The organism is Microvirga sp. GCM10011540, from assembly GCF_042650665.1.
In the GTDB taxonomy this organism is placed as follows: domain Bacteria; phylum Pseudomonadota; class Alphaproteobacteria; order Rhizobiales; family Beijerinckiaceae; genus Microvirga; species Microvirga lenta.
This window is the reverse complement of record NZ_JBHSBQ010000039.1, coordinates 53,729-76,078: the sequence shown is the minus strand read 5'-3', so window position 1 is coordinate 76,078 and position 22,350 is coordinate 53,729. Positions and strand designations below refer to the sequence as shown.

Here is a 22,350-nt window from a genome sequence, read left to right as displayed (position 1 = left end):
ACTTTCCAGCTTTCGGATGAGCGGATTGTCGTGGAAGTGAGGAGATATGGCCAAGGTATGCCCCCTGTCTGTTGCAGGCGGGAGCACAAGCTACTCTCAGTCATCAGCGCCCAGGATCAATGGCTGATGATGCAAAAACTATACAACACAAGCGAATTTCTATCTATAGCCTGTGCTACTCCTATCATGACCATTATGGGGCACATGGCCTAGCGCTGGGCCATCTCAGGTGGCTTGCACATCTGATGCGGGCAACTCCACCACCTGTGGTGCAGCCATCTGCCGGATCAGGTTAAGGACTGTGGCTGGAAGGTAGGGCTTGGTCAGGTAGGGAACATCCTCGGGCAGAGCATCCGGCCCCGGCCCCGGCGCCTGCCGCCCCGATGTGACGATCGCCCGAACGCCAGGCCAACGCTCACGGATTGCCCGAACCAGCTCAAAGCTATTCATAGAGCCGAGCATCTCGACATCGGTGACCACCGCCTGGATGTCAGGACGGGCCTGGAGCAGGGCAACGGCCTCATCCGCACTAACGGCTTCGAAGACCTTGAACCCGGCCTCATCGAGCATGTCGGCCAGGAACATGCGCACGAGTGTCTCGTCCTCAACGACAAGCACGGTCAGGCGGACTTCGGAAATGGCTTCAGTCATAGTGCGTCACAAAGGGAACTAAGGCTCAAGCTGTTCTGGCAATCTATATCGTTAGAGCAGTTTTGGAACTCCAAGGCTTTTGCAAAGAGAAAAAGCCGCGCCCAGCTTATTGCTGTGTGCGCGGCTCATGACTGTGCCTGCCCCCAAACACAGTAGTTTGGTGAAATACATTTCGTTACTACTTAGCTGATTGCCCCCAGCCAACAATGAAGAAGAGACGTAAACTGATTTGCTACCCAAAGGAAGTACGTAGAAAGACGTAGGTCAGAATGTAGCAGTAGGATAATGAGACCTGTTTCGAGGCATCGCCCAAGGGGCCGGGTGCCGACTTGTTCTCAAAAATGAACTGCTGAGCGCCACTGCGGCCGGCTCGTCAATTGTTCGCGCTTAGGCCGAACGCGGCAGCAATGGAAAGGCCGCGCCTGGTCCTTGAGATAGACCTAGACGCGGCCCCGGCCCGTTTCTGCCCCACGGACGGAACCGGGTTAGAAACCAACCTTGACAGCAATGCGGCAGGGGTCGGCAAAAGATTTCTTGGTGATGCGGGAACAAGTCAGAAGGAGGTGCGTTATTGCACTCTCCAGTCCATTTCTGTCCCTTATTATGGCTGGGACCTAGAGCGCTCCCACGCGGGGGCGCTTTTTCTTTTTGGCTCTGACGATCGTGAGGACGCGGGAGCCGTTCTACTGTCTTGTGATAGCAGCCTCTTTCGAAAGGGCTTCTGCACAGATTTTCGCCGAGAATGATGGTCTGCGAACGGGTGTGGTGGCACAGGTAGACGCGCAGGGGCTAGGGCCTGTTAGGGCTTGAACCCATTGCGTCATGTGGCGTTTTGCTCGTCCTGTTGAGGAGGAGCCATGCTGACGGACGCACAATGGGCGATGCTGGAGCCTTTGGTGGAGCAATGCCGCCCGAAGGGCAAGACGCCGCCGCGGGATCTGCGGCGGACCGTTGAGGCCATTCTCTGGCGCCACGAGAATGGCGCCAAATGGCGAGCTGTCCCTGAGGAGCTGGGACCCTGGTGGCGGGCGGCCCAGATCTTCATCCGCTGGGCACGGGCCGGCGTCTGGGAGCGCTTGCTGTCCCTTGTTCAGGAGCGTGGCATCCAGCTCGGGATGGTGTTCCTCGATGGTACCAGCGTGCGCGCCCACCAGAAGGCCGCCGGGGCACGCCGAAAAGGGGCTCTCAAGCTCAACGAGATGATGGTGAAGCACTTGGCCGCTCTCGTGGCGGCTATGGCACCAAGGCTTGCGTGATCGCCGACGCCTCTGGCCACGCCATCGCGTTTCGGATCGCGCCCGGTCAGGCGCATGAACTGCCCCATGCAATCCCGCTGCTGGAGCAAATGCCAGGTGTACCGATGTGGGTGATCGGAGATCGCGGCTACACCAGCCATGCCTTCCGCGAGCATGTCTGGAGCCTGGGCGCAAAGCCGGCGATCCCACCGCAGCGGCACGAGGCGCCGGTCGCTTGTCCGGACTGGATCTATAATAATCGTAATGTCGTCGAGCGCCTCTGGGCGAGGCTCAAGGAGTGGCGGGCTGTTGCAACTCGCTATGAGAAGACAGCCTCATCCTTCATGGGCGTTCTCTGCCTCGCGGCCGCTCTCGACTGGCTCAAGACTCAACAAGCCGTAGTGGGTGGGGTCAACCGCTTTTGCAACGGCCTCAACTCCCCACAAGGATTAGAGAAAACAGCCTAGCCAAGGCGCATATGAACAGAGGGCATGCGGACAGCCTGTGAAGACCACCTTTGATGTTACACCAGTGAGCAAGTGGAAACTCGTCGTAAACTACGCACAGGAGCAACCTGGCGTAAATCCATCTGGAATGGAGAACGGACCATGCGTCGCTTTGTACTCAGTTTAACCTTACTCATGGCGTCGGGCGCCACTAGCGAGGCCGTCGAAGTCGGAGATATTATTAGGCTTTCGTCCATGGGGGTCACGCGAACCGTTACGGCGCTCAGTCGCCCAAATCGCGAAACGGTCGTGATGACGGTTCAGGTGATGGACGCGAACGCCACCGAACACTGCCAGCGAACCGAAGATCTACCGGACAACAGTCCGGCGTTGAAAACCTGCGTTCAACAAAGTCTCTCGCCGCCGGAGCAGATCACGGTCAACTGCCGCACTGCGACCATTATCTTAGAGGGGCAAGGTGGGGGGGCTTATCGGCGCAGCGGAAAAGGCGGGCCGTGGGTTTCTTCGGCGAACCCGAATTTTGTCATTCAAGGCGATGCTCTCTTCCAGGTTGCGTGTAACAGGTAGGATGAGCAAAACGCAACCCGATCCAATCAGTTCAAGCGACAACACACCCTAGACTGGGATTGTAATTGTGATCCTCGCCCGTTCCTTGGGACAAAAGTCGTGAAGGTTCGAACCCTTCCACCCCTACCCACCTGTGTAGCCTTGCTTCTTGAGTGGTCTCAGAAGGATCGTTCATTCCTCGATCCAGTCTTGAGAGGCTGCCATACGTTCATCGCAGTCTACTATAGAATTAGGGAGCCGAGGGTCTTGGCGCTAACCTGAACGGTCGCTGCAGACGGAACGAACGTACAGCAGCAGATGGGGAGGTACCTTGAGCAAATGAGCTATCGAGAGTAGCTGGTTGTTTAGTGGAAGCCGCGGCTCCCGCCACAGATGGGGTGAGAAGCTGAATAAAAAGGGCGGCCGAAGCCGCCCTTTCTTAGTTTTGTTCCAAGGATTTTACGGGACCGGAGTGAAGTCCGCGATTGTCAGGGGTGTCAGGTTAAACGCGTCCGTGACAGCGGTGTCAAAGTCCGTTTGGAAAGTGACATCGTCGAATGCATCGGCTCCGGCGACGAAGTCCGCCGTGGTGATCGTGCCCGTGAAGTTCTCGAGCTTGATCACCTGCAGATCGCCAGCCCCATCCTCAACACCAACCCAGGTGCCAGCGTTCTCGCCGGACTCGATCTCCAGGACTGCCGCAATGCTGCCCGTCGCAACTGCGTCGAGAGCGTTGATGATACCGGTCTCGGTGGTGGAAGCAGGCTGACCAACCGAGGCGACGCCAGTGACATCTCCACCGAAGTCCAGCAGATCCTCTCCATCCGAGAAGTCCGTGGCCGTCACGTAGTTCGTGGCGCTGGCATCACCTGCGGTGGCCGTGCGGACCGCGAAGGTGTCGTCGCCGATGCCGCCCGTCAGCTGGGTGTTACCCACGCCGGCCACCAGGGTGTCATTGCCCTGGCCGCCGAACACCACGCTGTCAGCCGAAGCAAGGACGATGTCATCACCGCCGTTGCCGAAGATGGTGTCGTTACCACCGCTGCCGATGATCCAGTCGTTGTTGTCCGAGATGTCAGCGGCTTCGTTACCACCATAGATGGTCACGCCTTCACCGGTGACCGTGAGAGCAGCACCGATCACGTCCTCACCGCGGCCGCCCATGACCAGGGAGCCTTCAGCGAAGTCGACAATCACGTCGTCACCAGCGCCGGCGTGGATCAGATCCACGCCACCCTGCGAGGCATCAATGGCGTCGTTGCCGCCGTTGCCGTAAAGGGTGTCATCACCGGCCGTGCCGAAGATGTCGTCATCGCCGTCTTCAGCGGCTGAGATGCCGTTGCCGCCATAGACAACAACGCCATCAGCGCCAACGGCCGGAGCGTTGAAGTCGCCGTTGATGTAGTCGTCGCCAGCACCGCCGTAGAGGGTCGCGCCTTCGCCACCAAGAACAGTGTCGTTGCCGGCGCCGCCGTGGACGATGTCTTCGCCGCCGTTGCTGTCAAGCAAGTCATCGCCGGCATTGCCGTAGAGGGAGTCGGCGAAGGTAGAGCCGAGAACCGCATCTTCAGAGTCGAGCAGATCGGACTGGCCGTTGCCGCCGTAGACGGTCACGCCGCCCTCGAGAGCAGCCGAAGCATCGATAACATCAACGCCGAGGCCACCAGCGATGAGCGAGCCGGCATCGAAGCCGGTGACCGTATCGTTGCCCTGGCCAGCATAGATGCGAGCACCCTCGGCATCGCCGGTGATCGCGTCGTCGCCCTCGTGCGCGAACACGACGAACTCATTGTCGCCGGTCACGTCGATAGTGTCGAAGCCCTCTGCGCCCACGACCAGAGCGTCGGAGCCCGCAACGGCGATGGTATCGCCAGCGGCGTTCGCGAACACGGCCACATAGCCGTTACCAACGACGTTGGCGAACTCGAGGTCACCGATGTCGAGGTCGAACAGGGTGAGCACCGCGCCGGTCGTGGTGGTCAGCTGCACGCCTGCAGCCGTGTCGGCAACGTTTGCGATGTTAGCGAGATCAACGTTGAGGACGAGCGTATCCACGGCGGGATCAAACTCGATGGACACGTTCTGTGTGCCGTCGAAAACGTAAGTAGCCATCCAGGTATACTCCTGTAACCAGCCGTCGGCTGGTGCGCGCTTAAGGGCAATCCGGATCAACAGTGGAGCAGCATACCAAGGTTAATCCGGTTGTCCGGGATTAATGCATGGCAAGTGCGGATGCGGCAAGTAATTTATAGGATATGATGAGGAATTTTTTTCTGGAACCAGCCGCGCAGATGCAAGTTACTTAACGATGTCCAGGCAAATCCAGAATGGATGGGCGGAAACTCCAATATGTGCAGTCAGGCTATGGGGTATTTGGGTGGCCGTCGACAGCGACGGATGGCTAGATCTTTAACTGTCGACGGCCTTGCTGCGCTTTTGCTTTGCAGCGCTTGGCGCAGACGTCGGAGATCGACGCAACCAAACTAAATGTAACGTTAGCCTCGATAGTCCAGATCGTATCTGCACAAATCTATATTCCTTTTCTCCCTGCCTGGATTAGGCGCCACGTACGCCAACGGATTAGGGTCTAGGATTATTCCCGACGGCTGAAGTTTTTTGACGGAGCTCATCACCGGAGGCCCTAAGAACGAGGGGCGCCTTCTTGAGTTGTTGTAGCTCCCATCGGACGGCACATTATGGTGGCCGTGAAATCATGTTCTTGATGTTCGAGATTCAACGACAGATCCCATGCAGTTGTTGGATCACGCCCTTCAAGCCAACCCCAGTTGGCATAATGCTCATCGGGATCTATGCCGGCAGCGGCAACGTCAGGATAGGTCTGAAGGTAGAAGGCGTCGTCAACCAGGATCTCGTAGTTCGGCGAGAGCGCAGACTAATGTGACATGCGGAACTCCAGCAGGTTGAAGGACTGGCTAAGCTTCAACGGGGCTTCATCGCCATGGTTCCGGGATTGTCGATCCGCCTTGGGGCACACCATTGGGGTTACTGTTCGTGGTGTACCCTAACAGGAGAGAGAAACCTTTGCCGGGTCATCGTGTTCGATTTCCAGGTGAAGGGGTGTAGCTCAATCGGCAGAGCAGCGGGTTTCCACATCCGCAGGTACAGTGTTCAAATCCTGTCACCCCTGCCACCTTCCGCCTTGTTTCTCCTCAACCGGCAGCCAGTCCTGCGGGAACAGGAGCAAGCCAGACTCTGCCTGGGCCTGACGCCAGCCCTCACGCGGAGCATCCCACTGCAGCACCTCAGTGCGCTCCCCGTCCGGAAGCATGATCCTGCCTAAGATCGTGGTTCCGTCCTTCGGCGCGGTCTCGATAGGTTGCCAGCCGTTCATCGCAGCGTCCTCCGTCGAATCAGGCAGGGTAGAGTATCGGCGCCAACCTGAACGGCTCCTGCATCACGGCGGCGGACATGGCCGAACTGCTGAGGGAAGGCCAGTGGCACAGCTAGGGGAGTACTCCTTACACAAGGGTGCTTAGTGCCAGCTCAGCCGCAGTGCCGACGATCGCGCCAAGTCCCACGATTGTCGGTAGCTCAGCTATGTTTCGGCGGCGGAGGTGGTCTTTGAGCTCGGTCATGGCATCACCTCAGGGAAAGGTTAACGCCACTCGTGCCATCTGGTTCGGGGGCGCTCAAGAGCCCTGGGAACTCGCGCAGGGTACTCTACATGCTCAGTATCGGTGGGCCTCCCTGCACCGATAGTCCCGGCCAAGCTTAGAGCTTCGATGGTCCTCAACTCTGAACTTGGTCGGGTTCTACCTTTTGGCCGCTCGGGCTTCCAAGATCCGCTCCATGTAGCGCCGGAGCTTTTCGGCTGCCGCCTGCCCACGGATGGCGATGATGCCGCGCTCCTTCCGCTTACCGTCCTCATCGACAGATCCGTTGAAGAAAGCGTCCCGTTCGGCCTTGGACATGGCGAGAACGGTGCGGGCCTCACATTCGTGCTGCCATTCCTCAGACCAGGTGTTCACAGGCTGGGCAGTGATCTCGGAAATGGCGGTGGTGTCGCGCGAGTAGGACATGCCGAGGGTATGGCATGAGAGGAGTGAAGAGAGGGTTCACGGCAGCTAGAATGGCTGAGCAAAATCAATGGATTGCCGTGAACAGACGGTTAGCGGTGCCATCGGGTCTACGGCAATCATTACGGCAATCATTCCGCGGAACAAAGTGAGACCTTCGGCAGCGATCCCGCCGAAAAGCCTTTGTTTTGCTTGAGGTGAGTGACAGAGCAAGGCGCTCATAACGGTCTGGTTGCAGGTTCGAGTCCTGCCGGGCCCACCAATCTTTTCAATGGCTTATGAGCTGCGCTGAGCGGACTTTATCGCAGCTGCGCTCAAGGGCTGTCCCTGACCCGCAGGCGACCTTCAGCCGGATTGCCCCGTCCGGAGGGCATAGGGGTGCCTGCAACAGGATTATGCTGGACCGATCAGTCCGTAACCCAAATACCACTCCGGTGCCGTGGAGCCGAGATTCCTTTGGCCGTCGGAACATGAAGGTTCGACCCCAAGCGGAAGCAGCGATCAGGCGTAAGCGACCCAGCCGCGGAACGCGAAGCCCATGTAGAAAAGGCTGATCCCATCGAACCCGGCATCCCGCAGGAGTTGCTCGTCGTCCTCAGGCGCAAGGATCGGCAAGCGGGCGCTGATCCCAGCTTGCGCATTCTTCGCCATGGAAGGCTCGATGCCGGAAGCGATCGCGAAGGCGGCATATCGCGTGAGCCAGTGGTCGCGTTCGTGAGCTCCCTGCGGGAAGCTGAAGTGGGCGACCACGAAGGGCGCGCCGGGTCTCAAGCGCCGCCGCACCTCCTTGAGCGTTCGCAGGCGCTCCTCGCGCTCTATGAAGTGCAGGGTCAGAATGCAGGTCCCGGCATCGAACGGGCCTTCCGGCGCGCCGCCGATGAGCCCTTGGTGCAATTGCGCACGCCCCGCGATGTTGCCGAGGGTCACCCGCGCCAGGCCCAGCATCGCAGCGGACGGATCTATCCCAACGAATGACCAGCCAGGCTGAACTTCGGCGAACGCCTTGATTTCGAGGCCGCCTCCAGCGCCGAGGACGAGCACCTGCGCATCATCCGGGGCACGTTCGGCGAGGAGAATCATGGCCATTCGTTGCATATCGGCAAAGCCGGGCACCACCCGTGGCGGCCCTTCGGCATAGCGTGCAACTGCCTGGGTATCAGAGAACGCATCATGATACATGAGTCCGATCCTCGAATTCGCATTGATTGGCCCGCTGGGTCATGCGGGCATGAAAGTCCGCGCTGAGCGCGGCCAGCGTGACCTTTCCGAACCGTTCGAGTAGCAAGGTTTCCGCCTTGTCGAAGGCATCGTCCATCGCTGCATTCACCGACTGCTCCACAAGACAGCCCGGCGCTTCCGTTCTGTTCCCGATGGCGAAGATGTCGGGCGAGCCAATCGCTTCGTAGATGTCGCGGAGCGTCACCGTCGAAAGATCACGGGCGATCCTCCAGCCGCCGCCATGCCCTTTCTCGGAGCGAACGAAACCCTCCTGGCGCAGTCCGGCCATGATGCGCCGAATGACGACAGGGTTGGTCCGCATCGCCTTGGCGAGGTGCTCCGATGTGACGGGATCCTTCTCCTCGGCCATGTGGAGGAGGACGTGCAGGATGCCGGAGAGGCGGCTATCGCGTTTCATGTAACTATTGATGTTGCATGATATGCGGAGTGTCAACCCAGCAGGGCCGTGCCGCTCGCTCTGGAGAGGAGCTCCGGACGTTCACGAAGGGCAGGCGATCATCGCTGCCTGCCCCCGGGAGACGTTCAGGTGCTCCACTTCCGGCTCGTGTGGGTTCCGACCCTGAAGCTTCAGTGAGGGGTGGCCCTCACGCCGCCTTCCAGGCCTGCTGTGCCGTCAACTTCTCGGCTTGTTCGTCTGCCCGCTTTGCGGCAGGGCGATTGGCATGTCGCTCGCTATACGCCTGGAACACAGGACGCTTCTCGATCAGGCCCGTCATCATGCCCCATTGCAGGTGGCTCGCGAGGAAGACATCGGCGGCCGTGAAGCGGTCGCCCGCCACATAGGTGCGTCGCTCGAGCCAGGCGGAGAGCGTGTCGAGTACGCGGGCATAGGAGCCGTAGCCGAAGCTCATTTCCTGATCGGGCGACGGATTCCAGCCGGACGCGTGGTTGGAGGCGGCAGGCTCCAGGCAAGCGGCGGTGAAGAAGAGCCAACGGTAGTAATCCCCACGATGTTTTGGCTCCGGCGCGAGGCCCGCCTCGGGGAAGGCGTCGGCCAGATAGGCGCAGATGGCGGCGGCCTCCGTCACGATGGTCCCGCCGTGCCGGATCGCCGGCACCTTGCCCATGGGATTGACGGCGAGGTACTCCGGCGCCTTCATCGTGGTGGTGAAATCCAGCACCTCGAGGGTGTAGGGACGGCCGATCTCCTCCAGCATCCAGTGCACGATGTTCCCGCGCGATTGCGGATTGGTATAGAAGACGAGGTCTGCGGCCTTGGTGTCCTGGCTCATGGGGGTGTCTCCCTGGTGTGGTGTGAACGGGAGACGTGATAGCGCACGCCACTGTCAGATTCTGACAGCAGCGTTTGCCGCCATTCCTTCATGAGCTGCCGGCGCGGCCGGGGCATGCGCGCGGGCAGGATCTCCGCCGCCTCGATCCGGTCGGCGCGGAAATGCCGGAAGCCCTCACGCAGCTCGCACCAGGCCACCAGCACGCGGGTCGATTCGAAGAAGCCGAGCGACACGGGCCAGACGATCCGCTCGGAGCGCGCGCCTTTCTCGTCGGTGTAGGTGAGGGCGAGCGTTCGTCCCTCGTTCAGAGCGCGCCGCAGAAGCGCGAGATCGACCACCTGCGGCCGATCCCAGCCGTCACCCACGACCATGGCGTCGTCCTCCATGCGCTCGCGCAGATCGGCGGGAAGAACCGCCGCGATTTTGGCCATAGCGTTGCGGGCCGCCTGTCCCATCTCCTCGTCGGTGCGCCGCCCGACCCATTGGAGGCCGAGCGCCAGCGCCTCGATCTCCTGGGGGGAGAACATCAGGGGAGGGAGCAGGAAGCCGGGTTTCAGCACATAGCCGAGCCCCGGCTCACCCTCGATCTGCGCGCCCATGGCCTGGAGCGTGGCGATGTCCCGGTAGAGCGTGCGCAGCGAAATCCCCGCCTCCCGCGCCAGCACCGCTCCGCTCACCGGGCGGCGGTGACGGCGGAGAATCTGCAAGAGATCGAAGAGGCGTTCGGCGCGTGACATGCACCGACCTTAGCACGGGATGCTGACGGATTATGACAGCAGGATCGGGATACGCCGTGGGTGAATGGAGCGTGGGAGATTGTTGCGGAAACGGCATGAAGGCGTCTGCGCACTGACGAATGCCATCCATCAGCCTGTTGCGCCCCTTCTGCCTCATGCTGCCGGGCACCCGATATGATCTGAGATCGATCGATCCTCGAAATGCTGGACAGCAACATCCGCTTCGTGTTGGCGACCGGCTGGGAGCAATGGGCGCTCCAGGAGACCTGCACGCTGCACGTGCCCGCGGACCTGCGTCGCCTCGCCCTGCCCACTTGAGCGAAGCCACCTCACCGGACTGGCCCTTGGGCGGAACGACCGCTCTCGGTACGGGCGGACATTTCTGAAATTTGCGCTTTTGTGCCGAATTCGGTCGTTCACGCGAACGGGTGCGCTAATTTGGTTCGTACCGTCGCCCCTGTCTTGGATCGGAAGGAAGATGATGTCCCAGTCTCACTTTGCGCCTCCTGGCCCCCTCGGCTTCGGTGGGGCCCCGCTCGGCAACATGTTCGATGAGGTGTCTGAGGAAGCGGCGGAAGCCGCACTCGTCGCCGCCTGGGACACGGGAGTGCGCCACTTCGACACCGCGCCGCATTACGGCAGCGGCCTGTCCGAGCACCGCTTCGGCAATGTGCTGCGCCGCTATCCTCGCGAGGAGTTCGTCCTGTCGACGAAGGTCGGCCGGATCATGCATCCCGATCCCCGTGCGCCCGAGAACCCGCCCTTCGTCAAGGGACTGCCGTTCCGGGGCGAATACGATTACACCTATGACGGGACGATGCGCTCGGTCGAGGACAGCTATCAGCGTCTCGGCCTTGCGCAGATCGACATAGTCTACATTCACGACCTGGCCGCCGACCACCATGGCAGCGCGTGGGAGGAGTTGTTCGAGGTGGCGATGAACGGCGCTGCCAAGGCCTTCATTCGCCTCCGCGACGAGGGCGTCATCAAGGGATGGGGCATGGGGGTCAATCTGACCGAACCGTGCGAACGGGCCCTCGAGATGTCGGACCCTGACGTGTTCCTTCTAGCTGGACGCTACAGTCTCCTCAACCAGCCGGCCCTGGACCGGCTTTTTCCGATGTGTGCGGAGCGCGGCGTGCACGTGGTTGTCGGCGGGCCCTATAACTCCGGTCTGCTCGCGGGAGGGCGGAACTTCGAATACCGGGAGGCACCGGCCGAGATGGTCCGGAAGCGCGATCGGCTGGCGGAGGTCTGTGCCCGCCATGGCGTCGATCTGCGGTCGGCCGCGCTTCGGTTCTGCGCTGCGCATCCTGTGGTCGCCGCCATCATCCCCGGCGCCAAGCATGCGGATAAGGTGCGCGAGAATGCCCGGCTGATGGCCGCGCAGATACCACATGGTCTCTGGGAGGAGTTGAAGCGGGAAGAACTGATCCCCGCCGACGTTCCGACCCCGTCGGATGAACCGCTCTCCGACCGGCCCGCAGGCGTTGCCCAGCCCAACCGGCACTGAAAGTTCAAAGACTTTAGTCCTCCGGGCCAAGAGAAAGGCCGGCCGGAAGATTGCTCCCGGCCGGCCTGACCTTTATCGATCCGGCGTCTGGGCTCAGGCCGCCTGTCCGGCGCTCTGATAGCCGAACATGGACTTGACCTCGAGGTAGTCCTCGAAGCCGTAGCGGCCCCATTCGCGGCCGTTGCCCGACTGCTTGTAGCCGCCGAACGGCGCAGCCAGGTCGCCGCCGGCGCCGTTGATGTGCACCATGCCGGCGCGGATGCGGCGGGCAAGCTTGCGGGCGCGCTCCGGGTCCGCCGAGGTGACGTAGCTCGACAGGCCGTAGACCGTGTCGTTGGCAATCGCGACGGCCTCTTCCTCGCTGTCATAGGGGATGATGGCGAGAACGGGCCCGAAGATCTCCTCGCGGGCAATCGTCATGTCGTTCGTGACATCGGCGAAGACCGTGGGGCGGATGTAGTAGCCTTTGTCGAGGCCGTCGGGCCGCCCGGGGCCGCCGGCCACGAGGGTGGCGCCTTCCTGCGTGCCTTTCTCAAGAAGCGACTGGATCTTCTCGAACTGGGTTTGGCTGACGACCGGCCCGATGGTGGTGCCGGGCGCCCGCGGATCTCCTGCGACGGTCGCCTCCGCGATCCGCTTGGCGATGGCAATGGCTTCCGCCTGGCGGCTGCGCGGCACGAGCAGGCGCGTCGGAGCGTTGCAGGACTGGCCGCTGTTGCCGAAGCAGGCGCGGGCGCCGTGGGTGATCGCCGCTTCGAAATCGGCATCGTCGAGGATGATGTTGGGCGACTTGCCGCCGAGCTCCTGGTGGACGCGCTTCACCGTGTCGGCCGCCGCCTTAGCGACGAGGATGCCCGCGCGGGTGGAGCCGGTGAAGGACACCATGTCGATGTCGGGATGGCTCGAGATCGCCGCGCCGACCGTCGGTCCGTCGCCGTTGACGAGGTTGAACACGCCCGCCGGCACTCCGGCCTCGTGCAGGATCTCCGCGAACAGCATCGACGAGACCGGTGCGATCTCGCTGGGTTTCAGCACCATGGTGCAGCCCGTGGCGAGCGCCGGCACCACCTTGCAGGTGACCTGATTCATCGGCCAGTTCCAGGGAGTGATCAGCCCGACCACGCCGATGGGCTCGCGCACCACGAGGGTGTTGTCGATCACCTCCTCGAATTCCAGCGTCTTGAGCACCGCGATTCCCTGCGCGATGTGCCCTTGTCCGGCGCCGACCTGGGCCTCCCGCGCAAACCCGAGGGGAGCGCCCATCTCCTTCGAGATGGCGTCGGCCATCTCGTCGGCGCGCCTGATATAGACGGCGAGGACGGCTTCGAGCAGTTCGACACGCTCCTGGCGGCTGGTCCGGGAATAGGATGCGAAGGCGCGCTGCGCGGCAGCGACGGCGCTGTCGACGTCCTGCGCCGTGCCGAGGGCGATCCGGGCGAAGGCCTCCTCGGTGGCGGGATTGATGACATCGAGGGTGGGGCGGCCCTCCGGCCTCACCCATTGTCCATCGATATAGAAAGACAAGTATTCGTCCATGGAACTGCTGCCTCCGCGCTGGCCTTCACGATGGGATGGTTCCTCCCATCATGCTCAAAATTCTATCCAGGGCCAGCCCGAATTGGCGGCACTCAGAGGTAGGGAGGCGTGCAGGCGCTGACGACCTCGCAGATCTCGGACCCGAGATTGCGGAAACGGTGCGGGATGCGGCTGTCGAAAAGATAGGCATCGCCGGCGCGAAGGACCTGGACCTGATCCCCGACCGTGACCTCGAGTTCGCCCGAGATGACGATGCCGCCCTCGTGGGAGGCATGCTCCAGCATGGTCGGCCCCGTATCGGCGCCGGGCTCGTAGCGCTCGTGGAGGATCTGAAGCCCATGCTCCCGCGCGTTTCCGACCTGGCGGAGGGTCATGCGCTTGTTCTTCTTGCCGTTGAAGCTCCCGAGCTTCGACGTGAGATCGATCAGCTCGTCGGGCCCGTAGAACACCTTGTGCTTCTCCCGCGCCGTCTCCTGGAAGAAGTCGGCCATCGTCATGGAGACGCCGCCGAGGATCTTTCTCAAGGAGGCCACGGAGGGGCTGTTCCGGTTCTGCTCGATCATGGAGATCAGGCCGTGAGTCACGCCGGCGCGGACCGCGAGATCGCGCTGCGACAGACCGGCGGCGATCCGGATCTCCTTCAGCCTCGCTCCAACATCAAAATCCATCGGCCCTCCGAGTTGCTCTGGCCATCTTGCCATGCTCAAAATTTTAAGCAAAGCTGCGATCATTCCACGACGATTTGCTCAGTGAATACCGGGAGTCTCCTGATGAGCGCAACATCCACCCTCGGGGCCCGCCACAAAGCCGCCGTGCCCCGCGGCATCGCGACGAAGGACCTCTACGTCGCGCGGGCCGAGAACGCCGAGCTGTGGGACGTGAACGGCAAGCGCTACATCGACTTCGCGGCGGGCATTGCGGTTCTGAACACCGGCCACCGGCATCCCGACGTGATGGCCGCGGTGCGGGCCCAGACGGAGGCCTTCACCCACACCTGCTTCCACGTGGCCCCTTACGAGAGCTATATCGGCCTCGCCGAGCGGCTGAACGCGATGACGCCCGGCAGCTTCGAGAAGAAGACGATGCTCGCCACCACCGGCGCGGAGGCCGTGGAGAATGCGGTCAAGATCGCCCGCAGCGCCACCGGCCGGTCCGCCATCGTGGCCTTCAGCGGGGGCTTTCACGGCCGCACGATGATGGGCATGGCCCTCACCGGCAAGGTCGTTCCCTACAAGAAGGGCTTCGGACCGTTCCCGGCCGAGGTCTATCACGCGCCCTATCCGAAGACCTACCATGGCGTCGATGTCGAGCGGGCCTTGGCCGGCGTAAGGGATCTGTTCCTGTCCGACGTGGATCCCACCCGCGTCGCGGCCTTCATCGTCGAGCCGGTTCAGGGGGAAGGCGGCTTCTACATCGCGCCTCCGGAATTCCTGCGCGGCCTGCGTGCGATCTGCGATCAGCATGGCATTCTCCTGATCGCCGATGAAATCCAGACCGGCATCGCCCGCACCGGCAAGATGTTCGCGATCGAGCATTCCGATGTCGTGCCGGACCTCGTCACCATGGCGAAGGGCCTGGGCGGCGGCTTTCCGCTCGCCGCCGTGACGGGGCGCGCGGAGCTGATGGACGCTGCCGGGCCCGGCGGCCTCGGCGGAACCTATGGCGGCTCCCCGATCGGCATTGCCGCCGCCCATGCGGTGCTCGACGTGATCGAGCGCGAGAAGCTGTGTGACCGCGCCCTCGAACTCGGCGATCTCTTCCGCGAGCGGTTCGATGCCCTTTCTCGGCGCAACGAGTTCTCCTGCATCGGCGACGTCCGCAACCTGGGCGCCATGATTGCCATCGAGCTGGTGAAGGACCGTCACACGCGCGAGCCGGATGCCGCACTGACCTCGGCGCTCGTGGCGAGGGCGCAGGAGAAGGGGCTGATCCTTCTCTCCTGCGGCGTGGATGCCAACATCATCCGCATCCTCACGCCTCTCACGATTCCGCTCGAGCAGGCCCGCGAGGGATTGGACATCCTGGAGGAGGCGCTCGGCGAGGTCGTCGGCTCCGCTCTCACCACCGCAGCCTGATCGACAGCGCAGGCTATTGGCGGGCTCCCCGCCAGGGAGGCCGCCCATGACGTTCTCTCCGGATGCGCGGATCGACCTGAACCGCCTTCTCGCCGATATCGACCGGTCTGCCGGAATCGGGATCGGGCGGGAAGGCGGTTTGTCCAGGCTCGCCTTGAGCGATGCGGATCGCGAGATGCGCGATCTCTTCGTCGGGTGGTGCCGGGAGGCGGGTCTCGCCGTTTCCATCGATGAAGTCGGCAACATCTTCGGCCGCCGCGCCGGTCGGGAGGACGATCTTCCGCCGGTGCTGGTGGGAAGCCACCTCGACACGCAGGCCAACGGAGGACGCTTCGACGGGATCCTCGGCGTCCTCGGGGCTCTCGAGGTGGTCCGCACGCTCAACGATCTTGGGCATGTGACCCGACGCCCGATCGAGATCGTGAACTGGACGAACGAGGAGGGAGGGCGGTTTTCGCCGCCCATGCTGGCCTCGGGCTGCTTTGCCGGCGCCTACCCGGTGGACTGGGCGTACGATCGGCAGGCGGATGACGGGACGACATTCGGCGGCGAGCTTCAGCGCATCGGCTATCGCGGGTCAGTGCCCGCGGGTGGGCGCATCCCGGATGCCTATTTCGAACTCCACATCGAGCAGGGACCCGTGCTCGACGCGGAGAAGGTACAGGTCGGCATCGTCACCCACGCCTACCGCTCGCACGGATTCCTCGTCGAGTTTCATGGGGAAACGGCCCATACGGGGCCCTGGCCGATGGAGAAGCGGCGCAACGCCCTGGTGGCCGCCGCGCGGCTCCTCGTGGGCGTGGACGACATCGGCTGGGAATACGCGTCCAGCGGCGGAAAAGCCACGGCGGCCCGGCTCGTCGCCTGGCCCAACAAGGCAGGCATTCTCTCCGACTGGTCCCAGGCGGTCTGCGACGTGCGCCATGACGACCCGGCCAAGGCCGACAGCATGGCCGACAAGGTCGTCGGCACGATCGAGGCCGCCGGTCGCCGCGCGGGCTGCGATGCTAAAATTGTGGATCGCTGGACCTGGGGCGGCTCGATCTTCGACCGCGATCTCGTCGGCTCGATCCGTTCTCATGCGGGAGCCTTGGGCTACTCCCACAGGGACCTGCCCAGCCAAGCTGGACACGATGCATACTTCCTTGCAGGGATCTGCCCGACCGCGATGATCTTCACCCCGTGCCGCGATGGCATCACCCACAACAATGCGGAATTCGCCGCGCCGGAGGATATTGCGCCGGGCGCCAACGTCCTGCTGCACGCTCTCGTCGCGCGCGCCGACCGTTGAACCCGACCGGCAGCCTCGTGAGGCAGATCGCCATGAGCAGTAAGCAAGAAGGAGAGGGGGCATGAGCTTCAAATGCACCGTTCCGGCCGTTCCGACGGTCCAGCAGGACGATTCGGACGTTCGGATCACGCGGTGGGATTTCGCCCCCGGCGCGGTGACGGGATGGCATCGCCACGAATGGCCTTATTTCGTGGTGATGCTGGTCGACGGCACTCTGCGCATTCACAACGGGGACAATGTCACCGATGTGCCCCTCGTGGCCGGGCAGGCCTATTCGCGCAAATCGGGGATCGAGCACGACGTCATGAACGGCTCGGATCATCCGATCGCGTTCATCGAAATCGAGATCAAGCGTCCCGAAGCCTTCTCGAATCTGGGGTGACGCAGCTCACGCCGGGGCGAGGACGCGGCCCGGATTGAGAATTCCCTTGGGGTCGAGCGCGTCCTTGAGCGTTCTCATCAGGTCGAGTTCGGGCGCGGTGCGGCTCATGGAGAGATAAGGGCGTTTGAGAACGCCGATCCCATGCTCGGCCGAGATCGTGCCGCCGACTTCGGACACGACGCCGTAGACGACCGCGTTCATCTCCTGGCCCACGATCTCATCATAGCTCTCGTCGCAGAGGGAGAGGTGAATGTTGCTGTCCGCCACATGACCGAACACGATGAGCACGGAGTGGGGCCAGCGGGCGCGACTGCGCAGGCGCAGAAGATCCACAGCCTCCGCCATCCTGGAGAGGGGGATGCTGACGTCGAAATGGGAGCCTTTCGGGAGAACGCGGTCGAACTCGTAATTGGCCTCGCGATAGGCCCAGAACCGCCTGCGGTCGTTCCCCGACTGCGCGATAGCGGCATCGGTGACGATGCCTTCTTCGATGAACTCCGAGAGAGCCTCGGCGAACGCGTCCTCGGCTCCCGGATCCGCGCCCATGGCGGCCTCGATCAGCAGCGTGATCTCGTGTCGGTCGGCGAAGGGCTGCGTGAGGCCCGAGCGGTCGATGGCGATATCCATGTACTCGCGCCACATGGCCTCGAACACCAGGAGGCGGCCCGGGAAGCGGCTGTCGAGCCGGCGCAGCACCGCGAGTGCATCCGTGAAGCTGCCGACCGCGCAGAGGGCCGATGCGAGCCCTTGCGGGCGCGGGTGCAGCGCAAGCACGACGCGGGTGACGACGCCGAACGTGCCTTCGCTGCCGATGAACAGCTGCGTCCAATCGTAGCCGGCATTGTTCTTCATCATCTTGTTGAGCGAGCGAAGCACGCGCCCATCGGGCAGCACGGTTTCGAGGCCCAGCACGTTCCGGCGTGTCATTCCATAGCGCAGAACCTGGTTGCCGCCGGCATTGGTCGCCACGTTGCCGCCGATGGTGCACGTGCCGCGTGCGCCGAGATCGATTCCGCACAGAAACCCCGCTTCCTCGGCGGCGGACTGGATGACGGCGAGGGGTGTGCCGGCGAGTGCGGTCAGCGTGGCGCTGTCGCGGTCGATCTCCTCCACTCCGACCAACCGCTCGAGCGAGAGCGCGATCTCGTTCTCCTGTGGATTGGCGCCGCCGGCCAATCCGGTCATGCCGCCTTGGGTCACGACCCTTTGGCCGTGGGCATGGCAGATCTCCAGGCAGCGCGACACGTCCTCCGTCGAGCGCGGGAGAACCAGGACGAGAGGTGCGCGCATTGTCGCGCCGCTCGCATCGCCGAAATTCTTCCGGGGAATGTCGGCTCCGGTTCTGACGCATTCTGCCCCCAGCGCTTCGCGCAATGCGTCGAGAACCGCGGTCATGGATGTCTGCTCCTGGGATGCGTTGTGAGGGTGCGCCTGAGAGACAGGCTATACGTGCTTAAAATTCTATACATCGGCAATACGACGCACTGCCAGCGTCCGGATGCCTCCTCCGCAAGCATTTGGCGAAATTTCTATATCGCCGTTGAGCAAAAAATCGCCACCTATACCCGGTCTTGCCACCTTGGGTTGATTGCCTTGCTCAGAATCTTGAGCAAGTCTTACGTTAGGGAACACAATAATCCGAATAAGGCGGGAAGATTTCAATGGGCTTCATGATCGGGCGAGTCCCTGACCTTGAAACAAGCGTGCCATTCCCGGCCGCTCACGCAACGCACCATGGCTCTGCCCCGCTGAGACTTCGCACACAGACGGCTTGAATTTCGGGTTCGGCGCGCCGCTCGCGGCACTCACACGCGGCAGGCGCCAACCTATCGCTTCATCGGCAACGGAACACGATTACCGCAGAGATGCTCCACCACTGGGGATCTGCGACACGGGAGAGGGAAAATGCAGAAGGCTGATGCGATCATCTCTGGGGGCAAAATCTTCTCTGGCCTCAGGGAGGGATTCGTCGAAGCGCTCGCCATCGGGGGCGATCGGGTCCTTGCCGCGGGCAGCGCGGCAGATGTGGAAGCCCTGCGCGGCCCCTCGACCCGGACGATCGACCTTGACGGACGCGTGGCCATTCCCGGTCTCAACGATGCGCACATGCATCTCATCCCGCTCGGGCTCGGCATGCTGGAGGTGAACCTCCGCCCGGAGGAAGGCGTGACGAGCATGGACGAGCTTCTGCGCCGGGTCGGCGAGGCGGCGAAGTCGAAGCCTCCGGGCGCATGGATCACCGGCCGCGGATACGACCACAACGAACTGGCCGAGGGGCGCCATCCGACCGCCGAAGAGCTTGACCGCGTCGCGCCGAACAACCCGGTCTACATCAAGCGCACCTGCGGGCATGTGGGCGTCGTCAACACGCTGGCGATGCGCGAGGCCGGGATCGGCCACAACACGCCGAGCCCCGATGGCGGACTGATCGAGCGCCGCGACAACAAGCTCACCGGGCTCCTGGCCGAGCTTGCCCTGCGTCTCGTCGTGAACGCGATGCCGAAGCCTTCCAGGGAAGAACTGATCGCTGCCGCGGAGCGGGCAGGGGACTACATGCTCTCGCAGGGCTTCACGAGCGTCATGGATGCCGCCGTGGGCATGCTGGCCGGAATGGACGAGCTTGCGGCCTACGAGGAGGCGGCCCGCGACGGGCGGCTGCCCGTGCGCACATGGGTCTGCATCTACGGCAATGCGGACGGAATCGGCGACGAGGCTCACGCCGCCGGCTACCGCTTCGGCCGTGAGATCGGCCTTCTGCGCTACGGCGCCATGAAGGTTTTCGGCGACGGCAGCGCCGGCGGTCTGACCGCCGCCATGAGCGAGCCGTACGTCGTCGGGGATCCGGAGAACCGGGGCATCTTCTGCTACACCGATGCCGAGATGCACGGCTATCTCGCCCATTACCACAAGCTCGGATACCAGCTCGCGATCCATGCCATCGGCGACGCGGCGATCGAACAGGTCCTCACCGGCATCGAGAAGGCAGGAACGCCGGAGCAGCCCGTCGCCGGGCGCCGTCACCGGATCGAGCATTGCGGCTTCCTCACGGACGGACAGCTGGCCCGCATGGCGGCGGCGGGGATCGATCCCGTGCCTCAGCCTCTCTTCATGTACGAGTTCGGCGATCTCTACGTGCACAATCTGGGCGAGGAGCGCGCAAGCGCCGCCTATCCCATGAAGAAGTGGCTCGACGCCGGCCTTCATCCGGCCGCGAGCTCGGATGCGCCGGTCTGCGCCACCAATCCGTTCCAGAACCTCTTCACCATGGTGACGCGCCAGACGAAGCGCCACACGGAAATCGGCGGCGCCGAAAAGCTGACGATGGAGGAGGCCGTCCACGCCTACACCTATTGCGGCGCCTACACGCAATTCGCGGAGGAGGATGTGGGACGGCTGATCCCGGGGCAGCTCGCCGACATCGCCATCCTGTCGCATGACATCTTCGCGGTCGATCCGGCGACGGTCGAGAAGGATGTCCGGTGCGACATGACCATCCTTGCCGGCAAGGTGGTCTACGACCGTGAGGGTCAACTCGCCACCGCTGCAGAATAGGACGGTCTTACATGCTGCGCCATACGCTCGAGCGATTGCTCCTCGCGGTGCCCGTTCTCTTCGGGGTTCTTCTGCTCGGCTTCTTCCTCATGCAGGTGGTGCCGACGGACCCGGCCATCGTCCGGGCGGGTCCGACCGCAAGCATGGAGGTGATCGAAGCGATCCGTCAAGAACTCGGCCTCAACGAGCCGCTCTGGAAACAGTTCTTCATCTATATGGGACGTCTGCTCCAGGGTGATCTCGGCGTGTCGATCATCAACAACGTTCCCGTCACGCAGGAGCTCGGCGCGACCATCGGCCCGACGCTCGAGCTGATGCTCGCCTCCCTGATCTGGGCCATTCCGCTCGGCATCGTCATGGGAACGGTCGGGGCCTACTACCGGGGCACGTTCCTCGACCGGATCATCATGGCGGCCTCCGTGGCGGGCGTGTCGATCCCGGTCTTCTTCCTGGGCCTGATCCTGATCTGGTTCCTCGGATTCCAGTATCAGATCCTGCCCTTCACCGGGCGGCCCGGACCGATCTGGACCTGGGAAGGGTTCAAGGCGGTGATCATGCCGGCGATCACCCTCGGCGGCGTCTTCGTGGGGCCGGTGGCCCGCATGACGCGCTCCTCCGTTCTCGACGTGCTGGGGGCGGATCACGTCCGCACTGCCCGGGCCAAGGGCCTTCCGGAGCGCACCGTGGTGACCCGTCATGCCCTGCGCAATGCCCTCGTGCCGGTGGTGACCCTCATCGGCCTCCAGATCGGCTTCCTGCTCGGCGGCGCGGTGGTGACGGAAACCGTGTTCAGCTGGCCGGGAATCGGCCGGCTCGCGGTGGGAGCGATCCTGTCCAGCGACCTGCCGATGGCGCAGGGGACCATCATCGTCCTTTCGCTCGGCTTCATTCTCGTGAACCTGGCCGTGGACGTCCTTTACGCAGTGCTTGATCCGAGAGTGAGGGGCGCATGAGCGACAGCGTCGTGATCCCACAAAGTCCCGTTGGCGTGCAGCAGCCAGAAGCCGACCGGATCGTCCGTCGTCCGTCGGTTCTCCTTCTCCTGCTGCGCGAGCCGAGTGCATGCGTGGCTCTGATGACGGTGGCGGCCATCCTGCTCGCGGCGCTTTTCGCGCCGTGGCTGGCGCCGGGCGATCCCTATGGCGGCGACCTCGCGCTCACTCTGCAGCCGCCGGGCGAGCTTGCCCTGCTCGGAACCGACGGCCAGGGCCGCGACATGATCACCCGCCTTCTCTATGGGCTGCGGACGACGCTCATGATCGGGTTCGCGGCGGTGTTCATCGGCTGCGGCATCGGGGCCGTCATCGGCTTCGCCGCCGCCTATTATTCGCGCCTGTCGGGCCTCCTGATGCGCCTGATGGACGTGCTGCTGTCCTTTCCGGCCATTCTCTTCGGGCTCGCCATCGCGGCGATCTTCGGGCCCGGCCTCACGGCCGTCATCATCGCATTGTCCATCGCGACGGTGCCGCTGATGGCCCGCGTGGTTCGCGGCGCCGCAATCGTCGTCATGCAGCAGGACTACATCGAGGGTGCTCGCGCTCTCGGCATGAGCGACAGGCGTCTCATCCTGAAGCACCTCCTGCCGAACTGCCTCTCGGCGATCTTCGTGTTCGTCACGCTGCGCTTCGGCCAGGTGATCCTTCTCGGAGCCGCGCTGTCGTTCATCGGCCTGGGTGCGCAGCCGCCGACCGCGGAACTCGGCGCCATGGCGGCGGATGGGCGGAACTTCCTGTTCTTCGCGCCGCATGTCTCGGTTCTGCCGAGTCTGCTCATCTTCATCATCGTGCTTGCGTTCAATGTTCTTGGTGACGCGCTTCGGGACGCACTCGACCCGAAGCTCAACAAATAAACTGCCAG

At 63.1% G+C, this 22,350-nt stretch carries 20 protein-coding genes, 1 tRNA gene and 1 pseudogene; 11 read left to right on the top strand and 11 right to left on the bottom strand.

Going from position 1 to position 22,350, the window contains the following annotated elements:
* Positions 1 to 213, top strand: a 213-nt coding sequence (locus tag ACFOYU_RS13830) for a hypothetical protein (protein WP_377034048.1), incomplete at its 5' end; no start/stop codon positions are given.
* A 12-nt stretch (positions 214 to 225) separates the two neighbouring features.
* Here ACFOYU_RS13830 and ACFOYU_RS13825 read toward each other — a convergent pair.
* The gene (locus ACFOYU_RS13825) at positions 226 to 651 is read right to left on the bottom strand and encodes a response regulator (RefSeq protein ID WP_377034047.1); all 426 of its coding nucleotides are present in this window, start codon (positions 649 to 651) and stop codon (positions 226 to 228) included.
* A gap of 857 nt (positions 652 to 1,508) precedes the next feature.
* Here ACFOYU_RS13825 and ACFOYU_RS13820 point away from each other — a divergent pair.
* Both ACFOYU_RS13820 and ACFOYU_RS13815 read left to right on the top strand, forming a co-directional pair.
* A pseudogene (locus ACFOYU_RS13820) lies at positions 1,509 to 2,272 on the top strand (IS5 family transposase); the annotation flags it as partial.
* Between the two features lie 222 nt (positions 2,273 to 2,494).
* Positions 2,495 to 2,920, top strand: coding sequence for a hypothetical protein (locus ACFOYU_RS13815; RefSeq protein ID WP_377034046.1), 426 nt, complete (start codon positions 2,495 to 2,497; stop codon positions 2,918 to 2,920).
* A gap of 438 nt (positions 2,921 to 3,358) precedes the next feature.
* On the opposite strand, the gene ACFOYU_RS13810 is transcribed toward ACFOYU_RS13815, so the two are convergent.
* A complete protein-coding gene (locus ACFOYU_RS13810; RefSeq protein ID WP_377034045.1) occupies positions 3,359 to 5,011 on the bottom strand; it encodes a beta strand repeat-containing protein in 1,653 nt (550 codons plus the stop codon).
* A 962-nt stretch (positions 5,012 to 5,973) separates the two neighbouring features.
* On the opposite strand from ACFOYU_RS13810, the gene ACFOYU_RS13805 reads away from it, so the two are divergent.
* Positions 5,974 to 6,050, top strand: a tRNA-Gly gene (locus tag ACFOYU_RS13805).
* Here the strand turns inward: ACFOYU_RS13805 and ACFOYU_RS13800 are convergent.
* The 6 genes from ACFOYU_RS13800 to ACFOYU_RS13775 form a co-directional block, all read right to left on the bottom strand.
* Positions 6,039 to 6,251, bottom strand: a complete 213-nt coding sequence (locus ACFOYU_RS13800) for a hypothetical protein (RefSeq protein WP_377034044.1) — start codon at positions 6,249 to 6,251, stop codon at positions 6,039 to 6,041. The genes ACFOYU_RS13805 and ACFOYU_RS13800 overlap by 12 nt on opposite strands.
* A 421-nt stretch (positions 6,252 to 6,672) precedes the next feature.
* Entirely contained in the window at positions 6,673 to 6,939 is a 267-nt protein-coding gene (locus ACFOYU_RS13795; RefSeq protein WP_377034043.1) for a hypothetical protein, read from the bottom strand.
* A 498-nt stretch (positions 6,940 to 7,437) separates the two neighbouring features.
* The gene (locus tag ACFOYU_RS13790) at positions 7,438 to 8,115 is read right to left on the bottom strand and encodes a class I SAM-dependent methyltransferase (RefSeq protein WP_377034042.1); all 678 of its coding nucleotides are present in this window, start codon (positions 8,113 to 8,115) and stop codon (positions 7,438 to 7,440) included.
* A complete protein-coding gene (locus tag ACFOYU_RS13785; RefSeq protein ID WP_377034041.1) occupies positions 8,105 to 8,572 on the bottom strand; it encodes an Rrf2 family transcriptional regulator in 468 nt (155 codons plus the stop codon). The genes ACFOYU_RS13790 and ACFOYU_RS13785 overlap by 11 nt, the downstream gene beginning before the upstream one ends.
* A 187-nt stretch (positions 8,573 to 8,759) precedes the next feature.
* Positions 8,760 to 9,407 carry a glutathione S-transferase family protein gene (locus tag ACFOYU_RS13780; protein WP_377034040.1) on the bottom strand — a complete coding sequence of 216 codons (648 nt, stop codon included), beginning with the start codon at positions 9,405 to 9,407 and terminating at the stop codon, positions 8,760 to 8,762.
* Positions 9,404 to 10,144: a YafY family protein gene (locus ACFOYU_RS13775; protein ID WP_226736019.1), complete on the bottom strand. Its 741-nt coding sequence runs from the start codon at positions 10,142 to 10,144 to the stop codon at positions 9,404 to 9,406. Before ACFOYU_RS13775 ends, ACFOYU_RS13780 begins: the two co-directional genes overlap by 4 nt.
* Positions 10,145 to 10,622: 478 nt before the next feature.
* On the opposite strand from ACFOYU_RS13775, the gene ACFOYU_RS13770 reads away from it, so the two are divergent.
* Positions 10,623 to 11,657, top strand: coding sequence for an aldo/keto reductase (locus ACFOYU_RS13770; RefSeq protein WP_377034039.1), 1,035 nt, complete (start codon positions 10,623 to 10,625; stop codon positions 11,655 to 11,657).
* 93 nt (positions 11,658 to 11,750) lie between these two features.
* On the opposite strand, the gene ACFOYU_RS13765 is transcribed toward ACFOYU_RS13770, so the two are convergent.
* Complete coding sequence (locus ACFOYU_RS13765; RefSeq protein ID WP_377034038.1) at positions 11,751 to 13,193, bottom strand: aldehyde dehydrogenase family protein; 1,443 nt, start codon at positions 13,191 to 13,193, stop codon at positions 11,751 to 11,753.
* A gap of 92 nt (positions 13,194 to 13,285) precedes the next feature.
* Entirely contained in the window at positions 13,286 to 13,861 is a 576-nt protein-coding gene (locus ACFOYU_RS13760; protein ID WP_226736014.1) for a cupin domain-containing protein, read from the bottom strand.
* A gap of 102 nt (positions 13,862 to 13,963) precedes the next feature.
* Between ACFOYU_RS13760 and gabT the strand changes: the two genes are divergently transcribed.
* From gabT to ACFOYU_RS13745, 3 genes are all read left to right on the top strand, one after another.
* Positions 13,964 to 15,268 carry a 4-aminobutyrate--2-oxoglutarate transaminase gene (gene gabT, locus ACFOYU_RS13755; RefSeq protein ID WP_226736012.1) on the top strand — a complete coding sequence of 435 codons (1,305 nt, stop codon included), beginning with the start codon at positions 13,964 to 13,966 and terminating at the stop codon, positions 15,266 to 15,268.
* A 46-nt stretch (positions 15,269 to 15,314) separates the two neighbouring features.
* The gene (locus ACFOYU_RS13750; protein WP_226736010.1) at positions 15,315 to 16,559 is read left to right on the top strand and encodes a Zn-dependent hydrolase; all 1,245 of its coding nucleotides are present in this window, start codon (positions 15,315 to 15,317) and stop codon (positions 16,557 to 16,559) included.
* A 61-nt stretch (positions 16,560 to 16,620) separates the two neighbouring features.
* A complete protein-coding gene (locus ACFOYU_RS13745) occupies positions 16,621 to 16,941 on the top strand; it encodes a cupin domain-containing protein (RefSeq protein ID WP_377034037.1) in 321 nt (106 codons plus the stop codon).
* Between the two features lie 6 nt (positions 16,942 to 16,947).
* Here the strand turns inward: ACFOYU_RS13745 and ACFOYU_RS13740 are convergent, their stop codons facing one another.
* Positions 16,948 to 18,336 carry an FAD-binding oxidoreductase gene (locus ACFOYU_RS13740; RefSeq protein WP_377034036.1) on the bottom strand — a complete coding sequence of 463 codons (1,389 nt, stop codon included), beginning with the start codon at positions 18,334 to 18,336 and terminating at the stop codon, positions 16,948 to 16,950.
* Between the two features lie 510 nt (positions 18,337 to 18,846).
* Here ACFOYU_RS13740 and ACFOYU_RS13735 point away from each other — a divergent pair.
* Genes ACFOYU_RS13735 through ACFOYU_RS13725 form a run of 3 tightly spaced genes read left to right on the top strand, consistent with a single transcriptional unit; the run spans position 18,847 to position 22,342 of the window.
* A complete protein-coding gene (locus ACFOYU_RS13735) occupies positions 18,847 to 20,493 on the top strand; it encodes an amidohydrolase (protein WP_377034035.1) in 1,647 nt (548 codons plus the stop codon).
* An 11-nt stretch (positions 20,494 to 20,504) separates the two neighbouring features.
* Positions 20,505 to 21,446: an ABC transporter permease gene (locus ACFOYU_RS13730; protein WP_226736001.1), complete on the top strand. Its 942-nt coding sequence runs from the start codon at positions 20,505 to 20,507 to the stop codon at positions 21,444 to 21,446.
* Positions 21,443 to 22,342, top strand: a complete 900-nt coding sequence (locus ACFOYU_RS13725) for an ABC transporter permease (protein WP_377034034.1) — start codon at positions 21,443 to 21,445, stop codon at positions 22,340 to 22,342. Before ACFOYU_RS13730 ends, ACFOYU_RS13725 begins: the two co-directional genes overlap by 4 nt.
* Positions 22,343 to 22,350: the final 8 nt, after the last annotated feature.